Below are 21,598 nucleotides of genomic sequence, written 5' to 3' on the forward strand. Positions count from 1 at the left end.
GGAAATCTGTCATGAAAGCCTACAAAAGAACCCCCAAAAGCGTCATTGCTACCCTGAAGTCGTTTCAGGGGCTGGTAACCCTCTTCGCTATTCTCCTTGCCGCCTGCGGGGGAGACAGCGGTTCGGGAGCCAAGGCCCCTGAGCCAGCCGAAGGGGCCAATGATGGCCGCGAAGTGGCGACACTTGTCGACATGGGCCGTTGCACCAGCGAGCGCGAGGGCGATACTGTCTATGTCGCCGAAAAGTTGACGGACTACCTTTGCCAAAACAAAACGTGGGTGGATCTAAGCGAAGTCTCATCGGATATGTCCTCTGGCAACACGGATTCCGACACTAAGTCCAGCAGCAGTAAGGGGACGGGATCCTCCGATGAAACAGACCCGAGTTCCTCCGACAGCGATACGAATGTACCCGAAGGCTTTGTCCGGGAGAACATTTCCGTAACGGGTGTAGCGCAGAAAGGGCCTTTCAAGTTCGGCTCACCGCTGAACCTGTATGAATTAAAGAAGAACCTGACCCCTTCTGGAACCGTTTACAAGGACGAAATCTCCAGCAACAAGGGCGACTTCGTGATTCCAAAGGTGAGCCTCGCTTACCCCTACGCAAAGCTAGAAGTCCGCGGCCTTTACAGGAACGAGGTAACGGGCGAATGGTCCACCGATTCCATGACGCTCCGTGCCTTGACCGACTTTTCTGAAGAACGGACAGACGTAAACATCAACCTGTTGACCCACCTGGAATACGACCGTGCTCTTTATCTGGTGCAGGAGAAGGGCTACAGCGTTTATGCCGCGAAAAAGCAGGCAGCGCAAGAAATCATGACGGCTTTTGAATTTGCGACCGCCGTGACCTATTCCGAGGACTTTGCCATTTTCCAGAACGAGGGCGTGAGCGTGACCACTAGCGCGGGCAATGCAACCCTCCTTGCGATTTCGGCGCTGGTCATGGGCAACCGTAGCGATGCCGAAATTCAAAATACCATAGACAAGTTCATTGCTGACATCAAGACCGACGGCGAATGGAATGACTTGCAGACAAAGGCTTCCATGGCGGACTGGGCTTATGACTTTAACTACAGCACCATTAAGGCTTCCGTGAAAAGCTGGAATATCCTGGATATCCCCGCTTACGAGACCTACCTGGACATCTATTGGAACAACGTATATGGGCTGGGTGGATGCTCTGTCAACCGTAAGGATGTTGTTGCCCCGAACAGCAACAAGTTGAGCAAGAATTACAACAAGTATTTTATCTGTAACGGCAGCCAGTGGGATTCCGCGACCACCTTCCAGAAGGACACTTACGAATGGGCTACTGGTAAAACAGGCGAGTTCAAGAAAGGCAACGTAACAGACACCATATATATTTACAACGGCACTAAGTGGGAAGTTTCTGAAAGGGAAACCGCCATCGGCCTTTGCGGAACAAGTAATGCGGGCGTGGTAAGTAAATTTAACGGCACATATTACATCTGCAAAAACAACGCCTGGGGAACGGCGACCGTACTGGAATATGACACCTACGGATTGACGGGCGTAGAAGGCGATGTGAAGGCTGGCGTTGTTAATAAGGACAAGTATTACGTTTACGAGAATGGAGTATGGAGAGTCGCCGCCAATGACCAAGAGATCGCCTTAGGCGTGTGCACCACAGCCCGTGAAGGCGTGGTTGCTGAAAATGGCGGCACATATTACATCTGCAAGTCAAAAACTTGGACAACGGCGACTCCTTTGGAATACGATACGTATGGCTGGAAGGCTGGTACAGAGGGTGAAGTTAAAGCGGGCAGCGTGAATACTGATAACTACTATGTGTATGAGAATGGAATGTGGCGCATTTCTGCCAATACGATAGAAAACAGCTTGGGCGCGTGTGTGACAAACAGAGAAGGAGAAAAGCAAATATTGAACAGCAAGTATTATATCTGTGAAAATAAAAACTGGAAACAGATTTCTGCTGAAGAATATGGACTCGGATATTGTTCTACAGCGAATGAGGGCGTTGTTGATAAAATGAATGGCGTGTATTATATCTGCAAGTCAAAAAATTGGACTAAGGCAACTGTCCTAGAATATGATACTTATGGTAAAACTTGCTTAATGGACGGCTCGATTATTGATGGTGAAGTTGTTGCTTCAAATAAATATGTTTGCGATGCCAGTGCATTTAGAATCGCCAATAGACTTGAAAAAAATCTTGATAAAGGCTGCGTTAGTTATACAGAAGGGGATGAAATAAGAAAAACGCTATCCGCAACACATGATTCTGTATATCATTGCAAGAATCTAGAATGGAAGGGAACAATAGAATTTAAAGAATACGGGTTTATGGTTGATTCAAGAGATAATAGGACATACAAAACTGTCATCATCGGAAACCAAACATGGATGGCGGAAAACTTAAATTACTATTACAAGTACGCTAGTTATTGTTATGACAATGATGCAAATAATTGCAGTATATATGGAAGACTTTATAGTGCACATATTTCGAACTTTGATTCCATTTGCCCTAATGGTTGGCACATACCCGATACCACAGAATGGAGGGTCTTGTTTGATGCTGTTGGGGGGCAATCTATCGCAGCCAAGGTTCTCAAATCACTGAATTGGAATAGCGGAAATGGTACGGATATCTATGGTTTCGCCGCGTTACCAGCGGGTTATACGAGTAATTATGGATATGATATTTACGAAGGTGAAGCAGCCTTTTTTTGGAGTGCTCCGGGCAACACGTCCTACAGAAGAGGCGTAAACATGTACAACAACAGAGATGATGCTGTTTCGGCCTCTGGAAGTGCCATTGAACACAGATCTGTACGCTGTATCAAAAATTAATCTAATCTAAGGCTTTTGTCTAAGGAGTTGAATCAAGCCATACACAATAAGAGACGCAAACATGTGTACCGATACTGAACTTGCTGCGGCTTTTTCATTGCTGAGCCATAAACACTTGCCAGTTCTTTGCAAATTGAGAGATTGGCTCAATAATGTATTCTGTGATTCTGAAATAGGATTTTTTACTTCAGAAAATAAAGACAATCGCAGGCTATATTTGGCATACTATTTTAAATGTAGCGGAACGGAATACAAATTTGTTATTTGTCTCAATCAAGAAGATTTGAAGGGGACGTTCTTTCATTTGGGATTTAGGCGAAAAGATAATCACAAAATTGATAATCCGACAGATGTTGCTAATTGTCAGCAAATTCTTAATGCGGTCAATGCTAGCCTCAAAACAAATTATGGATTAAATTGTTGTGGCAAAACACTCTATTTGAATCCGTTGTCTGAATATCAATTAAAGTTTTTTCTTAACGCAGCCCGTTCGTGCATGTCAAAAATACCGAATTTCAAAGGCGATTGTAAAAACGGATTCTTCACCCTAACAAAAGCCAAGGAAATCGTCAAAAATTTGTAATATAGCCTAGGTTAAGCCTAGAGAGAATCTCTAGCACTCCGTTCTATATTTTTTTGACAATTTTTCATCCTTAATTTAAACATGAACAAACTTGCATTTTTAGCCCTACTCCTATTCGCAACGGCTTTTTCATTCGCCGAAGAGACTTTTGCGGAAGTAACCTATGCAGAAACAACCTATGCTGAGGAAACTTTCGCAGAAATAACCTACGCAGAAATGACTTTCGCCGAAGAAGTCATTTCTTCTAGCGGCCTGAATTTGCGTGACAAGCATATCGAAAAAATGTCAGTCCAAGAATTGAGAGACCGTTACGAAGGAAAATATGACATCGATTGGGGTAAAGTCGCCGCAAAATTTGGCGTAGGCGCCGCTATCATTGTCATCACGGGAACGGTAAGCGTTGTAGCCGGTGCCACGGGTGCAGAGCCAGTCGCAGCTATTGCATTTGCATCTTGTAAAGGAGCCGCAATTGGCGCAATTTCAGGAGCTGTTGTTGGCGGTGGGCTTGGCGGCTTAATAGAGGCTTTAAAGAGCGGAAATCTTTCCGCCGCACAAAAAGGCGCAATTGAAAGCGCTGCCGACGGTTTTATGTGGGGTGCTGCAATAGGTGCCGTAACGGGTGGTGTAGGTAAGGCTAAGTCTGTAAAAAAGAATCCTTCAAAAGCTAAGGCAGAACCGGTGATGGAACCCAAAAAGATTGCACAGGATATTCAGAGTCCCAACGGTATTCCTAAAAATACAACTTATACTGTAGATGGGTTTGTTGAAAATGGAGCGAAATACACGACAGACCAATATGGTCGTATCAATGAATTTTCAGCCATCTTGAGAAAAACAAATTACAACCCAAGGGGCAGCAAAGGCGTAGAACAAAAAATAGGTCATCAAATGAAATGTGGTGTAGGCGGACATTTAATTGGCAATCAATTTGGTGGTACAGGGGGTTATGAGAACCTTGTTCCTATGAGTTCTTCTGTTAATTCCGGTACTTATAAGTCTCTTGAAAATGTATGGGCAAAAGCCCTAAAAGAAGGAAAGAAAGTTTTGGTTTCTGGGAAACTCCTCTACAGTGGAACATCCTTTGTTCCCACAGAATTTATCATCAATTACATTGTTGATGGTGTTGCTCAGCTCGAAAAGCGTATACCGAATACCTGTCCTTAAACTCAACAAAATTTCACAAACAAAAGGAAGTTGACTCTATGAAAAAAACATGTCTTTCTATAGCGATATTTGCATGCGTTGCCTTTGCTGGCAATATTTTCAATGCAGATGGTTCCATCAACAAGGAATCTGCCGAATATAAAAAAGCGAATGAGAAATGCAATAATGGATGCGATTATGAAGATTGGAGCGTTTCAGACTCGTTGTCATATTCATTAGATGGCAAGACTTTTAGTCGTGGACATATAATAACGGGAAATCAACCATCTGAAAGTCTTCCACTATACATAAAATTTAGCTCAACCATAAAAACAGACCATTGGTTTGAGACTACCCAAACCCTCATTCCTATTGCTATAAAAGTGAATGCAGAAAACGGATTTAAATATTATATGGTATCACAGGGAAATGGAGATTTTTCATGGATTAAGAATGAACGCGAAGGGGTCTATAAATTTCATGCCCTAGGTAATAAAAACGGAATAGAAAGCGAATCTGTTCTAAAACTTTCCTCTATAAAATCTGGTACAGTAAGCATACAGGTCATTTATCTAAACGAATCGCTAAATCGCAGATACGGAAACAAGTACAGCATCTACGTCCACCCCAAGAAATAAAATTTCCAAGATTGTTGAACATTCATTCCCACAATTGTGAAAAATCGGGCCCGACATGCCAATTTGGCCAGCCCAAAAGATATCGGCCTGTTTATATTGAGCAATCCTATTTAATATTTTTGCTACTTTCAACAAAAATATTAAATAAGTGACATTTTTACGCAAAAACACCCAGGTCGATGATTTTCTGCAGGGAGGCTATGGTGTCCTTGTATCTGGTGTTGTCAAAAATAAAGAATCGCGTCACCCCTTCGTAATCCTGCTTGAAAAAGTTCTTTTCGCAGATTTCTTTCAAAAGCCGATTGATATTTATCTCTGGTTTTGCCGAAGGGCAGATGTCTAATGAACGGCGAATTTCGCGAACTTTCTCAAGAAGTTCTTTGAATTGCTCGTCGAATTTAACTAGCGGAAGTATCTTGTGAATATCGTAAATGTGTCGCGATAGACGGCGGGACTTTTGGGTTAGATAATAGTCGCAGATAGCGAATATCTTGTCAATTAAAGTTCGCTCCAAAGCCTGAACGTTCATCATGAACGGTTCCAGTCCGTAATCGCGCAATGAAATATCTTTTGCGTAATCTGCGATGTAGTTCCCTATTGGCATCGCTTTGAACGGAAACACTGCCGTGACAAGGCTTGTTTCAACCTTGACAGCGGGGACGATATGTGCATTGGATTTGCAGAGCGGCTTGTATTCGAATATGTAGTTGTTTATGTCGCGGTCGCTTTGCGTTTTGTCAAAATTAGTAATGACAAGGCCCAATTTGTCGGCGATGGGGGCGATTATGTTGTATTTAAGTTTCTTTCGCCGCGCCGCCCCGATATGCTCCGAAAAGGAAATGTCGATATCTTCCGAGAAACGGTTAATGACCTTCAATGCCTTGGAAAGCGAAGTGCCGCCCTTGAAAACGGCTTTGTCCGACGAGGCCGCAATCTCTTTTAGAATAAGGGAAACGTAGTAGTCCTTTTCGACAACTGCATCCAAGATATTTAAGGAATCACTAACATCTTGAATTATTTTTTTGAAAAGGGGTTTGTCTTCATGCAAGTACATCGTAAAGCCTCAAGTCGTAGATATACTTGTATGTTTTTAGTGGGAAGTTCTCGATGTATTTATCTACGTCGGCGCGGAGAATCTTGTTGCGCAAGATATGCCTGCGGATGATGTCGGGCGCTTCTTCCTCGCAGCAGTAGTCCGTATATTCTTCAACATCTTTAAGCAAGTCTAAAAGTTGGAGTACGTTGCGGTTTTCCTTGGTGACGGCAATCTTGGCGCGACGAATGTAGTATGGAGTGTGTCCAACTTTAACCTCACGGGCGATAGCTGTTGAATTATTAGTTACGATTTCTGCCTTATACGGCACCTGCAGACACAATCCCAACTGGTTAGCGAAGGTGTAACCCGAATAATAACCGTAAATTTCATCGCCATCGGTGATGTACTTGTACTCGGCCACCATGTTCGACGATATGGGGTAGTATTCGTGGTTGGGGTCCGGCAAAAAATAGACCCCCGGTTCAAACCGCGAAAGTTCGCCCGCATCGACCAGTTTCTTGAATTGCTGTCGCAGATTACCAGCCGAAAGCCCGAGTGGTTCGGCGTCTTCGGTGAAAATCGGTTTCCCCGGCCCAAATTTTGATTTCAAGAATTCCAAAAGCATTTTGCACCCTCATTAACACTTTTTAATATATATAATAAAAAAGTGTTTGTCAATGGGTAAAAAAACACCCCCGACACTTCAATGCCGGGGGCGATATTCTCAAAGTGAGCGCAACGCGCGAACGACCTCATACCTCAGAGGCACCGTGCGCCGACCTCACACCTATTTGAACAGATTCTTCATCTTCTCGAGGAAGGATTCTTCCTGTGCGGTTTCCTTGTCGTGCCTGAGTTCCGCGAGTTTCTGGTAGAGTTCCTTCTCTTCGCGGGAGATGTCCTTCGGGATTTCCACGCCGATGTTCACGTAGAGGCTTCCACGGTCGCCGCGCTTGTTCAGCGGGTACAGGCCCTGTTCGCGCAGGCGCAAGATGCTCCCGGCCTGAGTTCCGGCCGCAATCTTGATCTGCACTTCGCCACCGTCCAGCGTCGGGATTCGCTGCGTTCCGCCAAGGACCAGCTTGTGGACCGGAACTTTGATTTCGCAGTGCAAATCGTCGCCTTCGCGGGTGTAGAAGTCGTCGGGCTTTTCGGCAATGACCGCCAGCAAGTCGCCGCAGGCACCGCCGCGAGGCCCGCAGTTGCCTTCGCCTCGCAGGTTCAGGTACTGCCCTTCGGCAACGCCCGCCGGAATCTTGATGGAAATTTCTTCGGTTTCCTGGACGCGGCCCTCGCCGTGGCAATGCGGGCACGGTTTCGCGATGACTTCGCCCATGCCGTTACAGGTGGGGCAGGCGCTCTCGGAAACCATCTGGAAGAACCCGCCAGACACGCGGCGCACGCGCCCCGTACCCTTACAGGTATCGCAAGTCTTGATGTCGGTGCCGCCCTTGCCGTTACATTCCGTACACGGCGTGTAGCGTTTCAGGCGAACCTTCTTGGTGCAGCCCTCGAAGATTTCCTTGTAGCTGAGCGCCACCTTGATCTGCAAATCGTTTCCGCGGGGAGGCCCGGCCTTGCGACCGCCACGACGGCTGCCGCCAAAACCACCGAATCCGCCACCGAAAATATCGCCAAAGTTCGCGAAGATATCCTCGAAACTGAATCCTTGGCCGCCGAATCCGCCGCCACCAAAACCGCCACCGGGGGCGTTGAAGCCGAACTGGTCATACTGCTTACGCTTCTCGGGGTTGCTGAGCACATCGTAGGCCTCGGCAGCCTCCTTGAACTTCTCTTCGGCTTCCTTGTCGCCCGGGTTCTTGTCCGGGTGGTACTTGATGGCAAGCTTCTTGTAGGCGTGCTTGATCTCGTCAGCACTCGCGTCCTTGCCGACGCCTAGAACTTCGTAATAATCTCTTTTTTCAGCCATAATATGCCTTCGGCTTCACTTCGATTAACAAACTCTATTTACGCAAAAAGGATTGCCCCTTTTTGAGAGGCGAATCCTGTTTGATTTTTTAAGGTTGAAATTAGTCAACCACTTCCGCGTCGACGACTTCCGGACCGTCGCCCTTCTTGTCGTTCTTCGGCTGTTCAGAAGCACCCGGCTGCGGACCCGGCTGAGCCTGGTTTGCACCGGCGGCCTGGGCCATGGAGCTGATCATGCCCTGGAGCTTGTCCATAGCGGCCTTGATCTCTTCCTTGGTGCCGTTGTCCTTCTTGGCCTTGATGTCGTCGATGGCAGCCTGCAGCTGGCTCTTGGTGTCGGCCGGCAGCTTGTCGCCGAATTCCTTGAGCTGACCTTCGGCCTGGTAAGCCATCTGTTCGGCCTGGTTCCTGATGTCCACCAGTTCACGCTGTTCCTTGTCCTTGGCAGCGTTGGCTTCGGCATCCTTAACCATCTTGTTGATTTCGTCTTCAGACAAGCCGCTGGAAGAAGTAATCTTGATGGACTGTTCCTTACCGGTTTCCTTGTCCTTGGCAGACACGTGCACAATGCCGTTCGCGTCGATATCGAAGGTCACTTCGATCTGCGGCACGCCACGGGGCTTCTTCGGGAGGTCAGTCAAGTCGAACTTGCCGAGCGTACGGTTGTCGCGGGCAAATTCGCGTTCGCCCTGCAGCACGTGAATCGTCACGGCCGGCTGGTTGTCTTCGGCGGTAGAGAACACCTGGCTCTTCTTGGTCGGAATCGTGGTATTACGGTCGATGAGCTTGGTCATCACGCCACCGAGAGTTTCGATACCCAAGGAAAGCGGGGTCACGTCGAGGAGCAACACGTCCTTCACGGAGGAGTCGCCGCTAAGCACGGCACCCTGGACAGCGGCACCGATAGCCACCACTTCGTCCGGGTTCACAGTCTTGTTCGGTTCCTTGCCGAAGAACTTCTTCACGGCTTCCTGCACGGCCGGGATACGGGTCGAACCACCGACCAGGATCACCTCGTCGATTTCGCTCAGGGAGAGGCCGGAGTCGGCGATAGCCTTGCGGCAGGGTTCCATGGAGCGTTCCACCAGGTGGGCGGTCAGCTGGTCAAACTTTGCACGGCTGAGCGTGAGGTCCAAATGTTTCGGGCCCGAAGCGTCGGCAGTGATGAAGGGGAGGTTGATGTTCGTGGAAGTCGTTGCAGAAAGGTCGATCTTCGCCTTTTCCGCGGCGTCCTTCAAACGCTGCAGGGCCATCTTGTCCTTCTTCAGGTCGATGCCCGGATTGTCCTTCTTGAACTCGTCGTTGATCCAGTCGATAATCACTTCGTCGAAGTTGTCACCGCCGAGCATCGTATCGCCGTTGGTGGCCTTCACGCTGAACATGCCGTCGTCGATTTCAAGGATAGAGATATCGAACGTACCGCCACCGAGGTCATACACGGCGACCTTTTCGCTCTTCTTGGAGTCAAGACCGTAGGCAAGTGCTGCAGCCGTCGGTTCGTTCACGATACGCAGCACTTCGAGGCCAGCAATCTTACCGGCATCCTTCGTAGCCTGACGCTGGGAGTCGTTAAAGTAGGCGGGGACCGTAATCACGGCCTGCGTCACCGGCTGGCCCAGGTAGTCTTCGGCAATCTTCTTCATGGTCTGGAGAACCATGGCCGAAATCTCGGGAGGAGCGAACTGCTTGTCGTCCACCTGCACGCGCACCGGGTCGGAACCCGAGCCCACCAGCTTGTAAGGCATGTTCTTTTCGGCAGCGGAGCATTCGCCCGCGGTGCGGCCCATGAAACGCTTGATGGAGTAAATCGTCTTTTCGGGGTTGGTGATGGCCTGACGCTTTGCCACGTGGCCCACCAGACGTTCGCCGTTCTTGCCGAAAGCGACAATGGACGGGGTGGTGCGGAAACCTTCCGCGTTAGCGATCACGACCGGCTTGCCGCCTTCCATCACGGACACGCAGCTGTTGGTCGTACCAAGGTCAATACCGATAATCTTGCTCATAATGAGTCTCCTATTTTAAATTCTTGCCGCCCGCGAATCAATCTGAACGGGGCGATTTTTACGCCCATACATAAGCAAAACCCGTGCCAAATGCTAATAACTGGCAAAAAACGGCCATTTTGTTTCGTTCTGAAACAAGAAAATCCCCTAATTCGGGGCAAAAAAGGCGTGTTTCATTATGAAATAGTAGTTAGGAGGGCAGCGGGATGTGTCATCCTGAGCGAAGGCGCAACGCACCGAAGTCGAAGGATCCAGACCCGTATATGAGGGGAGGGGGAGGCTTCCCCCTGGTTCGCACTCCGTTGCTCACCACCTCCTCTCCTAAGGGGCCCCGCCCCCTAAAACCCCCGGCATCTCATAATATTTTTCCTACTGAAAGATTATGTCACATGTTTGAGTATATATTTTACGAGTAATCTAATATTTTAATTATATGGCAACATCTACCCAAGATGTTGCAACCTGTAGAAAAAACTTTAATCTAGTGCTGATATATGGATAACAAAAAGCATAGAATCCTTAGTTATGATTTTTGCAAAGATGTAGCATCCAAGTGTAAAAATGCAACGGCACTAATGAATTTTGATCAACCTGTTTACAATAAAAGTCGTAAAACAGGTTGGTTATATGATTTTTACCCAAAAACAACTAACTTAAAGAAAGGTAGAACTCTTTCTTACGAATATTGCAGAAATTATGCCTCCCGGTTTAATACAGCGGCCGAACTGAAAAAAAATGACTCTGCCGTATACTGCAAATGCTGGAAAAAAGGCTGGTTGCATAAATTTTATCCAAATATGCGAAAAGAAAGAGTACTTGATTATAAAACGTGCCGCAAAAGTGCCAAGCGATTCAAAACTCGAATGGAATTTCGTGAAGGAGACAATTCGGCGTATCTGAAATCCATTGCTATGGGATGGATTGATTCTTTTGGTTTATATAGCCCCGGTACATTAGTGTATACCGATGAGGAAATATTAGCAACAGCCAAAAGATACTCTTCTCATAGAGATTTTAGGACACATCATAAAAAGATGTATAATGCGGCTGCAAAACGTGGCCTTTTAGAAAAATGCGCATGGCTTGAAAAAGCCGGAACGGGAAAAGCAGGAGTGCCCACTAATTGCGTTTACGCATATGAATTTAAAAAGACCCGAACAGTCTATGTAGGTATTACTACAACAAAAAATCTTAGGCACAAAGACCATCTTAAGAAACATGATAGTGTGTACCAATATGCCGAAAGAATTGGTGTTTCCGTTCCAAAACCGAAATACATTTATTCGGAAATTACTACTGAAGAAGCCAGCAAGCTTGAACAAGTTATCATCGAAAAGTACAAAGAGGATGGATGGAATCTGATTAATAAGAAAAAAGGTGGTAGTATAGGCAGCCTTGGTGCCGATAAATGGACAAAAGAAAAGTGCATTGCTCTTACAAAGTCGTATAAATTTGTAGTTGACTTTGACCGAGATAATCATGGTGTTTGGGAAAAAATGAGAAAGAATGGATGGGACAAGGAATGCCCTTGGCTTGAACGAAAAGCGGTTCCCAAAAACTATTGGGTAAATATGAGTAAGGAAGATGTACATATACTCGCAATGCAGTTCAAAACTCGCAGTAAGTTTGAGCACTCCTATAGACGACTTTATGTAATTGCTCAAGAAAAAGGATGGATAGACGAATGGTTCGCACCTACGAATCGAGGGAAAAACGCTAGGCCAATCGTAGCATTTGAACTTGACGGAGTGACGGTCTTTGGACGATACAAGAGCATGATTGAAGCAACCCGAGCTTTTGGTGGTAAACGTGGTAATATAAACAACGCTTGTAACGGGGTAACCAAGACCGCATACGGGAAGATCTTTAAGTATGCTGATGAAATTGATTGATGGGCATGAATTATTGGTAATTTTTAAATGTATTGCATTTGTGCGAACAAATATGTATGTTGAATAATATGAACAAGCCCGAAAACGCTGCCACATGGTCTAAAGAACGCTTCGATGCAGAACTCGAGAAAGACTACAACGACATGTTGAACGGTCGCGTCACGCCCCTGGACGATGTTTACGCCGAACTCTCCAAAGCCATCTCCGAAATCAAAAACGGAGCACCCGTAGCCGATGCCGAAAAATACATCAAAGGATTGATGAATTCCTAGCAAAAATCCATCATAGGGGAGGATTCCCCTTTACTTGCTAAAATCAAAGAAGGCAGCGGGATCCGTTCCGAAGATTTCGCCGAGTTTTATCGCCATCTTGCGGGATACCGCCCTGCGTCCATTTTCCATGGCGCAGAGGTTCTGGACCTGAATTCCGAGTTTTTCGGCAAGGGTGACCTGCGACCAGTTGCGCAAATCGCGGTTCGCGACAATCATTTCGCCGGGGGTGGAATCCAGGTTCTTGAACCAGTCGGACTCCTCGAAGGGAATGGAATCCTCGTTCTTGCAGACCGCCACATTTTCGGGCTTGTAGGTATCCTTCAAGAACCTGACAAGCGGAGCAGGGATGTGCTTCGCACGAATTTCAATACGGGGCTTTTTCACGACTGCCAACATAGATTTGAAAATAATCAATTTTTGATTATCGGTCAATAGTGTTAAACATTAACAAACAAAAAAAGCCGGCTTTTGATATATAAAACTCCCAATATTCATTGGGGATATAATCAATAAGCCGACTTAATCGTCAAACGTCTTCGTAATGTCCTTTGCACGAAAGGATATCGATGAACTCGCCGTTGATACGATAAATTAGCCGATTTGCGTCGTCGATTCTGCGGCTCCAGAATCCGCTGAGGTTGCCCTTCAATGCTTCGGGTTTTCCGATGCCTTCAAAATTGTTGCGTTCAATGTCTTTAACAAGCTGGTTAACTCTTTTTAGAGTCTTTTTGTCTTGTGTTTGCCAGTAGAGGTAGTCGTCCCAAGCTTTGTCTGACCAAATTTTCTTCATCAGTCATCTACCTCAATAAGTTCGTGTTCAACACCTTTCCCGGCGTTAAGTTGCTCGATGCCTTTCTTGAGGGCTTCGATGTCGCTTGCGTTGTAGCGGAGGGAGGGCTCGCGGACTTCAAAGGGGATGCGGCGCTCGTTGATGACATTTTTTACGAACATGTAAATGGCGGCAGAAGTGGACAGCCCCACATTGCTGCAGAACTTGTCAAAGCTTTCTTTGTCCTTGCTGTCGATGCGTGCGGATATCGTTGCCTGTGCCATATAATGCTCCTTTGTTACCTTACAAATATACATTTATTGACTGCAAAAAGCAATAATTTTAATAAAAATACTGCAATTTTATTCAATATTCTGCAAATTGCATAAAATTGCATTAAACATTGACGCTAAAAACCCCGGCCTTCTTTACGAGAGGTCGGGGATTTTTTTATGAGGGGGAGGCTGCGCGCGGTTTAAGATGCGCGAGAACTCATTCCCCGACTTGCAATTTCAGGGTCTTTCCGGCAGGGTTGCGGACGACGTAGACTCCGCTCCCGAAGCCGGCGGTCTTGAGTCCGACCTTGAGGTCCGTGAGCGTTGCGCCGGCATCCAGGCGGATGTTCCCGAGCTCGGAGCCCATCAGGTCGAATACCCTGTAGCTGCCCGCGGCCCTTGCGAAAGCGTTTGCCATGCCAGCGGCTCCGGCGCCGTTTAGGGCGATTTTCGGCACGATGCCCGTGGTCCCGTTGCGGATGTCTTCAGCGCTGCCTTCGCTTTCACCGAAGGCAATCCAGTCGAGGTTCACGTAGTCGCTTGTCACCATCACCTTGAGCACGTGCTCGCCCGTGGTGAGTTCCTTGGTGGTCGTTCCCTTGAAAGTGCCGTAGGTGTCGAAATCCCCGGTGCCCGTGAGCGCGAGCGTGTCGGTAATCGGCTCGTCGTCCATGAACAGGCGCACGCCCGTGTTGTCCATGCCGCTTGCATAGCTCAGTTCGAAGGGGAGTTTCCCGCCGGCCTGCACGTTCACGGTGTATTCGAGCCATTCGCCCTTCTGCGTGTAGCCCACGGCAAATGCGTCGCCGTTCTTCACGATGTCCACGCGGTCTTCGCGGTATTCGCCTCCCTGGTTCTTGGTATCCATGTCGTAGTAGGCCTTGCCCGCACCGCCCACGTCGTAGTTCTCGAAGTCGATGAAGTTGGCCGTGCCCTCGACCTTCGCGCCCACGACCGGCACGTCGCATTTTGCCTCGGGGTCGCCGTGTTTCGCCTTGCAGAACGGCCCCTGCGGAATGGAGGTCTTGCTGTCCTCGAATTCCCAGTAGTCCGCCTCGAAATCGCCCGCGAACACGAAGAACACGTCGTGCTTGCCGACCGCACCGGTCAGCGGCACCGTCACGAGGCCGTCGGCGCTAAATTCCGCCTTGCCGACGATTTCGCCATCCACCTTGTCCAGGCGGACGGTGATGCTCGACGCCTTCTTGACGCTCAGCACCGACGCCGAGAAGCTTTCCGCGCCCGCGTCGCCGAATTCCACGCCGCTAATCTTGGTGTATTTCCCTTCGGAAAGGTTGGTGATGACCGTATTGCCGGCGGTACCGCTCTTGCGGACCCTCACGTCTTCGCCCCAGGACATGGTTTCCGCTTCCACGCGCTTGTACGGGTCGAAATCTTCCAGCTGGGCCACGCCATTGTCCGGCCAATAATCAATTTTTTGAATAGTGCCGTCGGCGTTGTACTTCATTTCGGAAAGGCCGACAGAACGACGCTCCTTGTGTTGGTATTTCTGGCCCATCTTCTCGGACTTGTAACGCCAAAGTTCGTAATTCAGGCCGAAAACGTAGGATTTCCCCTTGAAATCGATGATACCCGGGTGGTTTCCGTTACTGCGCGAAGAATGCGGCATAATGTCGCCCTTGTAGGTCCAGGGGCCAGTAATCTTATCGCTCATGGCATACCCGATACCTTCGGCACAGCAGGTGGATGCGAAAGTCATGTAGTAATTGTTGCCGTGCTTATAGACCCAGGGGCCTTCCTGGTAATCCTTGATCTTGGGGTAGGTGACGATGGACCCCTGAGTACTGGTCATGTCCTTATTCAACTTGATCATGTACAAATCGGGGTTGCCCCAGTACATGTAGGCCTGCCCGTCGTCGTCAATCCAGACGGTAGGGTCGATATCGTTCCAGTGCTCGCGCTGCCAGACAAGCGCCTTGTTCAAAGGTTCCTTGAAAGGGCCGTAAGGGTTGTCCGCCACCAAGACGGAAATGCCGTTGCCGTGAATGGGGACGTACATGAACCACTTGCCGTCCCGCTCGATGACCTGTTCCGCCCAGGCCCCGTTGGTTTTAGAGGACCACTTGATGTCGCCCAGGCTTGCTACGGCACCGTGACTGGTCCAGTTGACCATGTCCGTGGAAGTGTGCAACAGCCAGTCGTACATCATGAACCCGTCGGCATTGTCCTCGTCGTGGGTCGTGTACAGGTAAACCGTATCCCCATGGACATAGGGCGCCGGGTCCGCCGTATAGTTCGTCGTGATTACAATTTTCTGAGCGAAACCCGTACAAGCCAAGGCCAATACGGAAGAAACGAATAAGATATTTTTCATCTTAATCTCCAAACATGTTATACACCAGAGATAAAGATATATCACGAAAAGCCCCGCGGAACGCCCCGGGATTAACTTATCATTGACAATTTTACAATAGGCGTGAATGTCTTGCGGAGTTGTTTACACACTTCCTAAACGAAAAATTTAAGCATGCAGGCGCAAAAACGTGCATTTTTTGCCATTTTTATCTAATTATGCAGGTGCGGGGTTGGCGTTCCGTGAGGTTTATGTATGGATTGTTTGGTCCGGAGGCTTGCTCCGGTTATTTTTGCGGGCGTGCTTGTTGCGTGTAGTGAAGATCCCGTTGGCGTTGATGCTGGCGTTAGTGTCGAAAGTGCCGGATCGAGTGACGCGACCGCCTTTGAACCCGTTTATTTCGCTTCTTCTACAAGCATGGGAGAAGTGCCTGCAGAAGAACCCGAGTATTCTTTTGCGGAAATGCCGGCGGTTGGCGTTTCGAGTAGCAGTTCTTCTGTGAATCCCGTGCCAAACAACGGCGTGCCATACATCCGCATTCTTGTGGACGATGCTTCGGTGCTTTCGCGGACGGACAGCCTGGAGAAACCGGCGTACATCGGGTGTACCATTGAGGTCGCGGGGAACGGGATATATGCCGACGTTCCGGTGAGCGCCGCAAAAATAAAGCAACGCGGGAATTCTACGCGACTCTGGTACGACAAGAAACCTTACCGCATCAAGTTTCAGGAAAAAACCGAAATGCTCGGGCTTGCCGCGAATAAGGACTGGGTGTTGTTGGCGAATTTTCGCGACCCGACGAACCTGATGAACGCGCTTGCTTTCGATATCGCGCGGGAGATGGGCAGTTTCAACTTTGTGAATGCAAACCGATTTGTGGAAGTGGAAATCAACGGCGACTACAAGGGACTGTACCAGTTGACGGAACAGGTTGAACAGGCGGAAAGCCGCGTGAATGTTGGTGCGGACGGTGTACTCCTGAGTCTTGACCAAGATGACGGACCGGAACTTTCTCCCGATGCGAACGACAACTTCTGGAGCGCTACATACAAATTGCCTGTTGCCGTAAAATACCCGAAGACGCTTGCGGAAGGTAGCCTGGAACAGATACGGTCCGATTTCAAGAGACTCGAAGATGCGATTGCCTCTGCCGATTACGATGCGGTGAAGGCTTTGCTTGACGTGCGCTCGTTCATGGACTTCTTGATTCTGCAAGAAATCACGCGTAATGTGGAACTCGAAGCCCCGCGTAGCATGTACCTGCACAGGGCTTCTGCGGAAGGCAAGTATGTGTTTGGACCCGTGTGGGATTTTGATGGCGGTTTCGGTTACAGCTGGAACGAAGAGACGAAGGAATACTTTGGCAGTCAATCGTGGATTCTCGGGAGTACGAACCCGAGCGGAAGCCCGTTCAACTGCACGGCCGACAAGAAGAATGACTGGGGAATGTGCGCTACGGGAACATCCGGAGGCCGAGGCGGGTTTGGCGGCTTTGGTGCCAATGCCTGGGACGGTTCGGGAGCATCTGGATTTTTCACGAACCTTTTCTCTAACGCGCAATTCCTTACGGAATACAAGGCGCGCTGGGCGGAACTTGCACCGAAAATTTCTGCGCTAGTTTCGGAGCGCCTGAACGTGTACCTTGCAGAAAATGCAGTGGCTATGGCGAACGATGCCGAACGATGGCCCTGGCCCGAAAGCAGGAACAATACGGGGAAAAATTCCGCTGCGGCAGCAAGAGATTTGGAAGCGTGGATGCAGAAGCGTATTTCGGACTACAGTGCCGTGGTGAATGGATATTGAAGGAAAAATCCTTTGTGGACAGCGTTGTCAACGCAAAAAAGTTTACATAAGAACTAAACCGCTTCTTGAAAAGTATTTTCTGGAATAGAAAATCAAAAAAGGAGTGCTTTTTATGAATCATACTCTATGGACAGGTGTGTCCGTTGGCGTTCTTATGGCGTTGTCTGCAATGTCGGCAAATGCATTTACCCTGACAGGCAAGGTGAGCGACGATGGCGGCAAGGCTATCCGTGGCGCAGATGTTTTGCTTGTTCAAAAAGGCCTCAATGCGAAAACGGAGGCCTCGGGCGCGTTCACGATTCACCAGGACGAGGAATCGCAGGCATTGGCGAGCAGGATTGCTGTCGGATATCTCTCCGTGAACAACGGCGTTTTATCGTTTTCGCAGGGGCAAAATTCTCCGGTACAGGTGCAGATTTTCGACGTGTTCGGAAACCGCCTGCTGAATGAAACTCTCTGCGGCTCGGGGACAGTTGACATGAAGTCTTCCGTGAAAGCGCAGGGCAAGTACTTCGCGCGCGTCCGCGTAGGTAGCGCTTCGCAAACGTTCCAGTTTGTCGCCGATGGAAGTTTCAATACGGCATTCGGCGCGAAGTCCGGAGCAAAGGCGCTTCTCAAGGTGGGCGATTCGGACAATCTGCGCGTTGTTGCCGATGGCTTCGACACGCTCAATGTAAAGCTCAACAATCTTGACACGAATCTTGCGCTTACGCTCAAGAAAACTGCTCCGCCGCAACCGCAGTACGAATACGGATGGGGCCTGAAGAACGACCCTGTTCCCACTCGTGGCTGCGGCAAGGACACTAAGCTTGATTACAAGTATCGTGGCGACAAGCCCTACATTGATTTCAGGTGGAGCAAGGGCGTGCGTACCGTGCGCATCGACATGCCGAAAAGTTACGACAAGAACAAACCGTACAAACTCATTTTCGGAATGCAGTGCATGGGCGGTTCGGGAAGCGCCGTGCAGGACGAAGGCTATCACGGCCTCAAGTGGATTGACAAGAACGAAACCGCGATATTCGTTGCGCCCGAAGGCAATGGAAACCAGCTGCCCTGGGGGCAGGATGATTACCTCCTGTTTGACGAACTCCTCGCATATCTCGAAGGCAACTTCTGCATCGATTCGAGCCGCGTTTTTTCCACGGGATTCAGCTACGGCGCCATGTTCAGCAATGGCCTTTCGTGGAACCACCAGGACGTGCTCCGCGCAGTGGCCGTTTACGAAACCGCGGAACGCAACATCTGGCTCCCGCAGCGCAAGAAAATGGGAATCGGCTGGATGGGCGTGCTTGGCCTCGATGACGGCATGTGCACCCCTGAAATGGGCCGGAACGCGCGTGACATCATCTTGACGCTCAACTCCGAAGGCGGCAAGGCGAAGAATGAACGCGCCGAAGAAGCCCAGCGCAATGCTCCGCACAAATGCTACGACTACACGACCGTCGAGGAACGGTTCCCCGTTCGCTGGTGCACGCAGAGCGGCGGACACATCTGGGACCACAAGGACCCCGGCCAGCAGCAATCTTGGGTGCCGCAAGCCACATGGGAGTTTTTCGAGAAGTTCTAGCGGATAAATACATCTTTCTGTTGTCAATTTATCAAAACGAATTCGAATAAAGCCCTATATTAAGCGAATTTTTCAACTTATTTTATAGTAAGTAAAGTTCGTATGGGAGGCTTTATGTCGTTTTCAATTAAGGGATTTCCCTCTTTTGCAGGTTTTGTCGCGTTTTTGGGCACCCTCGCCAGTGCGGCAACGATTAACGTAGATATCGGCAAGGAATACCAGCGCATCAGCGGCTTTGGGGCGGCCTCGGCATGGGCCGGTTCCATCACCGACAAGAATGCCGCCTTTCTTTGGGACTCCACCAGTGGCGCCGGGCTTACGCTGCACCGCATCCGTATCGCCCCGGACGGCACCACATCTGAAACGAGTATCGCAAAAAAGGCGAGTGAATACGGCGTCAAAGTCTGGGCAGCCCCGTGGACATCTAGATACACCATAAATTACGACGGTGGCAAAAAGCACCTGGATTTCAATCACGCTCAGGACTGGGCCAACACCATCTTGAAGTTTACGCAAGACATGCGGAAGGCTGGCGTTAATCTATATGCAATTTCGTCGCAAAACGAGCCCGACGGCACCGGCGACAACCACTACGAACCCGATGAATTGGCGCGTTGGGTCGGCGACTACCTTGGCCCCACCCTCGATACCACGGGCATCAAAATCATTGGCACCGAAGCTATTAACTGGTACGGATTCCCCAATTACAAAAAAGCCTTCTTCAACAATCCCGCCGCCCTGAAATACACCGATATTTTTGGGACGCACGAATACGGCGGAGACCCGGCTGCTTACCCCGAAATCCACGAAGCCGGCAAGGAATTCTGGGAAACCGAAGTCTATGATCTTGGAAGTAACAAGGAAGATGTGGGCATGGGAAGTGCTCTCCGCGTTGCAGGCGTAATCCATGACGCCTTGACTATTGCGAACATGAACGCCTGGCATTTCTGGTGGATTTATTCCTGCAGCGAAGCCAGTTGCGGCAACGGAGCCCTCTGGCCGCAAGGACAAGGCAACCCCGACAATGTGGAGCCTACCAAGCGACTCTGGGTCATGGGGAACTTCAGCCGTTTCGCGCGACCCGGCTCTTGGAGAATCGACGCTACCAAGAATCCCGAAAGAGATGTAAAGGTCACCGCCTACCGCGACTCCCTCAAGACGAAAATCGCAGTCGTCATTCTCAATTCCAAGAACGAGGAGTTCAAGGCGGACTTTGACTTCGGAAACACGAAAATTGGAAGCTTCAAGCCCTACGTCACCGATGACAATAACAACCTCAAAGAAGGAAGCGAAGTCAAAGTCGATGGTACAAAGTGCAGTTTCAGTGTTCCGGCCCGCAGTGCAACGACCATCGAATTCGTTCTGTGGCAAGAGCCAAAGGTTGAACCGCCTTCAGACTCTACCGATGCAATTGCCTTCGGGACGCATGTTGCGCCCCAAAGCCTTCAAAGTACATATAAAGTATTTAGCCCGCTCGGCGCGTTCATCGGCGAATTCCAAGCCGGACATATCGGCGATCTCCGCAATGCCATGACAAACGCAGGCTTAAGCCGCGGTGTGTACATGGTCAAATGCGGCAATGCGAAAACGCAACGTGTGGTTTTGAGATAAGTAAAAGGTCGCCCTGCAAGGGACGACTTTTTTATTTCGCTGAGGTGTATGAAAAAGTGGTGAGTCGGTGGACGCTATTTGAGTATCGTCATCGCCCATTGAGGAATGTTGTCTGTGTAGCTTTTAACCAGTTTTCCATCCGACAATCTGAACAAAAGCGAAGCGTCCTGGTCTTCTACCGAATTGTCATAGACATAAAGACGATCCACCGAAGGAATTATCTTCTTGCAGTTGAAAATGGATTTCTGGTATCTGGAAATAATCTTGGAAATCGGGACGTCATGACCGCCCTGTATCACTCGCTTTGCAATTCTAGCGGCATTGATGGACGGGTGTGAGGTCGCGACAAAAAACAAACGGATGAAATAACCTTGCTGTTTCGCACGGCAAACAAAGTCGACTTTTTCATCAGAAGAAAAAACTGACTCAAAAATAAGACTTTTATGGTTCTTCAAAGATTCTTCACGCCAGGACTTGCAATTAACGGTTGGTCGCGGCTGCTTTTTCAATTTCGTCGAAAAAACGCTTGGTGGCGTCTGCATTGGCCTTGCGGGCATCTTCGGCAGCTTCCCTCATAATTTGGGCAAGCATTTCATCGGTCGGCTCTTCCAAGTCCGTCAATCTGTAAGAATCAATGCTTTTTGTCGTTGTCATAGGGGCTCCTTGATGCCGTAATACTCCTAATATAGTTTTTTAGGGGCAAAAACGCAAGTTTTGAGCCTTTTCTGCTTAGAAAAGGCTATTATAACAGCTTCCAGGAGGGATTATATGGGCGTTCCCGCACATATATGTGCGGTCGGGCTATATTGCAAGGCGCCCCGTGCGCACCTGCGGCACGCCCGCGCCGCTCTTGCAACGGCGCCACAGCGCTGCCCCAAGGGGTCACTATCCCTAACGCAAAATTATTTGTCCGAAAAATAAGA

Annotated in this window: 19 protein-coding genes and 1 pseudogene; 9 read left to right on the forward strand and 11 right to left on the reverse strand. The window is 49.1% G+C overall.

What is annotated here, in order from left to right:
- The first annotated feature begins 11 nt into the window (after positions 1-11).
- The 4 genes from B2952_RS07115 (at position 12) to B2952_RS07130 (ending at position 5,201) form a co-directional block, all read left to right on the forward strand.
- On the forward strand, positions 12-2,837 hold the full coding sequence (locus tag B2952_RS07115) for a fibrobacter succinogenes major paralogous domain-containing protein (protein ID WP_290734654.1): 2,826 nt from the start codon (positions 12-14) through the stop codon (positions 2,835-2,837).
- Between the two features lie 61 nt (positions 2,838-2,898).
- Entirely contained in the window at positions 2,899-3,420 is a 522-nt protein-coding gene (locus tag B2952_RS07120; RefSeq protein WP_290731738.1) for a hypothetical protein, read from the forward strand.
- 81 nt (positions 3,421-3,501) lie between these two features.
- On the forward strand, positions 3,502-4,584 hold the full coding sequence (locus B2952_RS07125) for a DNA/RNA non-specific endonuclease (RefSeq protein ID WP_290731740.1): 1,083 nt from the start codon (positions 3,502-3,504) through the stop codon (positions 4,582-4,584).
- Positions 4,585-4,622: 38 nt separating this feature from the next.
- A complete protein-coding gene (locus tag B2952_RS07130) occupies positions 4,623-5,201 on the forward strand; it encodes a hypothetical protein (RefSeq protein WP_290731743.1) in 579 nt (192 codons plus the stop codon).
- Between the two features lie 157 nt (positions 5,202-5,358).
- Here B2952_RS07130 and B2952_RS07135 read toward each other — a convergent pair whose 3' ends face one another.
- The 4 genes from B2952_RS07135 to dnaK all read right to left on the reverse strand — a co-directional run bounded on the left by B2952_RS07135 (position 5,359) and on the right by dnaK (position 10,169).
- Positions 5,359-6,255, reverse strand: a complete 897-nt coding sequence (locus B2952_RS07135; RefSeq protein ID WP_290731746.1) for a nucleotidyl transferase AbiEii/AbiGii toxin family protein — start codon at positions 6,253-6,255, stop codon at positions 5,359-5,361.
- Positions 6,242-6,847 (reverse strand): hypothetical protein, encoded by a 606-nt coding sequence (locus B2952_RS07140; protein WP_290734652.1) that lies wholly within the window; start codon positions 6,845-6,847, stop codon positions 6,242-6,244. Before B2952_RS07140 ends, B2952_RS07135 begins: the two co-directional genes overlap by 14 nt.
- 177 nt (positions 6,848-7,024) lie before the next feature.
- Positions 7,025-8,167, reverse strand: a complete 1,143-nt coding sequence (gene dnaJ, locus B2952_RS07145) for a molecular chaperone DnaJ (RefSeq protein ID WP_290734650.1) — start codon at positions 8,165-8,167, stop codon at positions 7,025-7,027.
- A 100-nt stretch (positions 8,168-8,267) separates the two neighbouring features.
- Positions 8,268-10,169, reverse strand: a complete 1,902-nt coding sequence (dnaK, locus tag B2952_RS07150; protein ID WP_072978362.1) for a molecular chaperone DnaK — start codon at positions 10,167-10,169, stop codon at positions 8,268-8,270.
- Positions 10,170-10,663: 494 nt separating this feature from the next.
- On the opposite strand from dnaK, the gene B2952_RS07155 reads away from it, so the two are divergent.
- Entirely contained in the window at positions 10,664-12,061 is a 1,398-nt protein-coding gene (locus tag B2952_RS07155; RefSeq protein WP_290734647.1) for a GIY-YIG nuclease family protein, read from the forward strand.
- A gap of 68 nt (positions 12,062-12,129) precedes the next feature.
- Positions 12,130-12,333, forward strand: a complete 204-nt coding sequence (locus B2952_RS07160; RefSeq protein WP_290734645.1) for a hypothetical protein — start codon at positions 12,130-12,132, stop codon at positions 12,331-12,333.
- Between the two features lie 30 nt (positions 12,334-12,363).
- Here B2952_RS07160 and B2952_RS07165 read toward each other — a convergent pair whose 3' ends face one another.
- The 5 genes and pseudogenes from B2952_RS07165 to B2952_RS14205 form a co-directional block, all read right to left on the reverse strand.
- On the reverse strand, positions 12,364-12,729 hold the full coding sequence (locus tag B2952_RS07165) for a helix-turn-helix domain-containing protein (RefSeq protein WP_173654150.1): 366 nt from the start codon (positions 12,727-12,729) through the stop codon (positions 12,364-12,366).
- Positions 12,730-12,859: 130 nt separating this feature from the next.
- Positions 12,860-13,123 carry a Txe/YoeB family addiction module toxin gene (locus B2952_RS07170; RefSeq protein WP_072810479.1) on the reverse strand — a complete coding sequence of 88 codons (264 nt, stop codon included), beginning with the start codon at positions 13,121-13,123 and terminating at the stop codon, positions 12,860-12,862.
- Positions 13,123-13,386 carry a type II toxin-antitoxin system RelB/DinJ family antitoxin gene (locus B2952_RS07175; protein ID WP_290734639.1) on the reverse strand — a complete coding sequence of 88 codons (264 nt, stop codon included), beginning with the start codon at positions 13,384-13,386 and terminating at the stop codon, positions 13,123-13,125. Before B2952_RS07175 ends, B2952_RS07170 begins: the two co-directional genes overlap by 1 nt.
- Positions 13,387-13,594: 208 nt before the next feature.
- Positions 13,595-14,245: a carbohydrate-binding protein gene (locus B2952_RS14200; RefSeq protein WP_414655333.1), complete on the reverse strand. Its 651-nt coding sequence runs from the start codon at positions 14,243-14,245 to the stop codon at positions 13,595-13,597.
- Positions 14,246-14,410: 165 nt separating this feature from the next.
- A pseudogene (locus B2952_RS14205) lies at positions 14,411-15,712 on the reverse strand (family 43 glycosylhydrolase); the annotation flags it as partial.
- Between the two features lie 234 nt (positions 15,713-15,946).
- On the opposite strand from B2952_RS14205, the gene B2952_RS07185 reads away from it, so the two are divergent.
- The 3 genes from B2952_RS07185 (at position 15,947) to B2952_RS07195 (ending at position 20,675) form a co-directional block, all read left to right on the forward strand.
- Entirely contained in the window at positions 15,947-17,494 is a 1,548-nt protein-coding gene (locus B2952_RS07185; RefSeq protein ID WP_290734635.1) for a CotH kinase family protein, read from the forward strand.
- A 112-nt stretch (positions 17,495-17,606) separates the two neighbouring features.
- On the forward strand, positions 17,607-19,064 hold the full coding sequence (locus tag B2952_RS07190; protein ID WP_290734633.1) for an esterase: 1,458 nt from the start codon (positions 17,607-17,609) through the stop codon (positions 19,062-19,064).
- A gap of 114 nt (positions 19,065-19,178) precedes the next feature.
- A complete protein-coding gene (locus B2952_RS07195) occupies positions 19,179-20,675 on the forward strand; it encodes a glycoside hydrolase family 30 beta sandwich domain-containing protein (protein ID WP_290734631.1) in 1,497 nt (498 codons plus the stop codon).
- A 74-nt stretch (positions 20,676-20,749) separates the two neighbouring features.
- Here B2952_RS07195 and B2952_RS07200 read toward each other — a convergent pair whose 3' ends face one another.
- On the reverse strand, positions 20,750-21,130 hold the full coding sequence (locus B2952_RS07200; protein ID WP_290734629.1) for a zeta toxin family protein: 381 nt from the start codon (positions 21,128-21,130) through the stop codon (positions 20,750-20,752).
- A 25-nt stretch (positions 21,131-21,155) separates the two neighbouring features.
- Positions 21,156-21,329, reverse strand: a complete 174-nt coding sequence (locus B2952_RS07205) for a hypothetical protein (protein ID WP_290734627.1) — start codon at positions 21,327-21,329, stop codon at positions 21,156-21,158.
- Between the last annotated feature and the right edge of the window lie 269 nt (positions 21,330-21,598).

Origin of the sequence: Fibrobacter sp. UBA7003 (genome assembly GCA_002449765.1) — a bacterium.
Taxonomy (GTDB): Bacteria; Fibrobacterota; Fibrobacteria; order Fibrobacterales; family Fibrobacteraceae; genus Fibrobacter.

Coding starts and splice junctions, on each gene's coding strand:
- B2952_RS07115 (WP_290734654.1), top strand. CDS start 12: ATGAAAGCCTACAAAAGAACCCCCAAAAGCGTCATTGCTACCCTGAAG.
- B2952_RS07120 (WP_290731738.1), top strand. CDS start 2,899: ATGTGTACCGATACTGAACTTGCTGCGGCTTTTTCATTGCTGAGCCAT.
- B2952_RS07125 (WP_290731740.1), top strand. CDS start 3,502: ATGAACAAACTTGCATTTTTAGCCCTACTCCTATTCGCAACGGCTTTT.
- B2952_RS07130 (WP_290731743.1), top strand. CDS start 4,623: ATGAAAAAAACATGTCTTTCTATAGCGATATTTGCATGCGTTGCCTTT.
- B2952_RS07135 (WP_290731746.1), bottom strand. CDS start 6,255: ATGTACTTGCATGAAGACAAACCCCTTTTCAAAAAAATAATTCAAGAT.
- dnaJ (WP_290734650.1), bottom strand. CDS start 8,167: ATGGCTGAAAAAAGAGATTATTACGAAGTTCTAGGCGTCGGCAAGGAC.
- dnaK (WP_072978362.1), bottom strand. CDS start 10,169: ATGAGCAAGATTATCGGTATTGACCTTGGTACGACCAACAGCTGCGTG.
- B2952_RS07155 (WP_290734647.1), top strand. CDS start 10,664: ATGGATAACAAAAAGCATAGAATCCTTAGTTATGATTTTTGCAAAGAT.
- B2952_RS07160 (WP_290734645.1), top strand. CDS start 12,130: ATGAACAAGCCCGAAAACGCTGCCACATGGTCTAAAGAACGCTTCGAT.
- B2952_RS07165 (WP_173654150.1), bottom strand. CDS start 12,729: ATGTTGGCAGTCGTGAAAAAGCCCCGTATTGAAATTCGTGCGAAGCAC.
- B2952_RS07170 (WP_072810479.1), bottom strand. CDS start 13,123: ATGAAGAAAATTTGGTCAGACAAAGCTTGGGACGACTACCTCTACTGG.
- B2952_RS07175 (WP_290734639.1), bottom strand. CDS start 13,386: ATGGCACAGGCAACGATATCCGCACGCATCGACAGCAAGGACAAAGAA.
- B2952_RS14200 (WP_414655333.1), bottom strand. CDS start 14,245: ATGGATACCAAGAACCAGGGAGGCGAATACCGCGAAGACCGCGTGGAC.
- B2952_RS07185 (WP_290734635.1), top strand. CDS start 15,947: ATGGATTGTTTGGTCCGGAGGCTTGCTCCGGTTATTTTTGCGGGCGTG.
- B2952_RS07190 (WP_290734633.1), top strand. CDS start 17,607: ATGAATCATACTCTATGGACAGGTGTGTCCGTTGGCGTTCTTATGGCG.
- B2952_RS07195 (WP_290734631.1), top strand. CDS start 19,179: ATGTCGTTTTCAATTAAGGGATTTCCCTCTTTTGCAGGTTTTGTCGCG.
- B2952_RS07205 (WP_290734627.1), bottom strand. CDS start 21,329: ATGACAACGACAAAAAGCATTGATTCTTACAGATTGACGGACTTGGAA.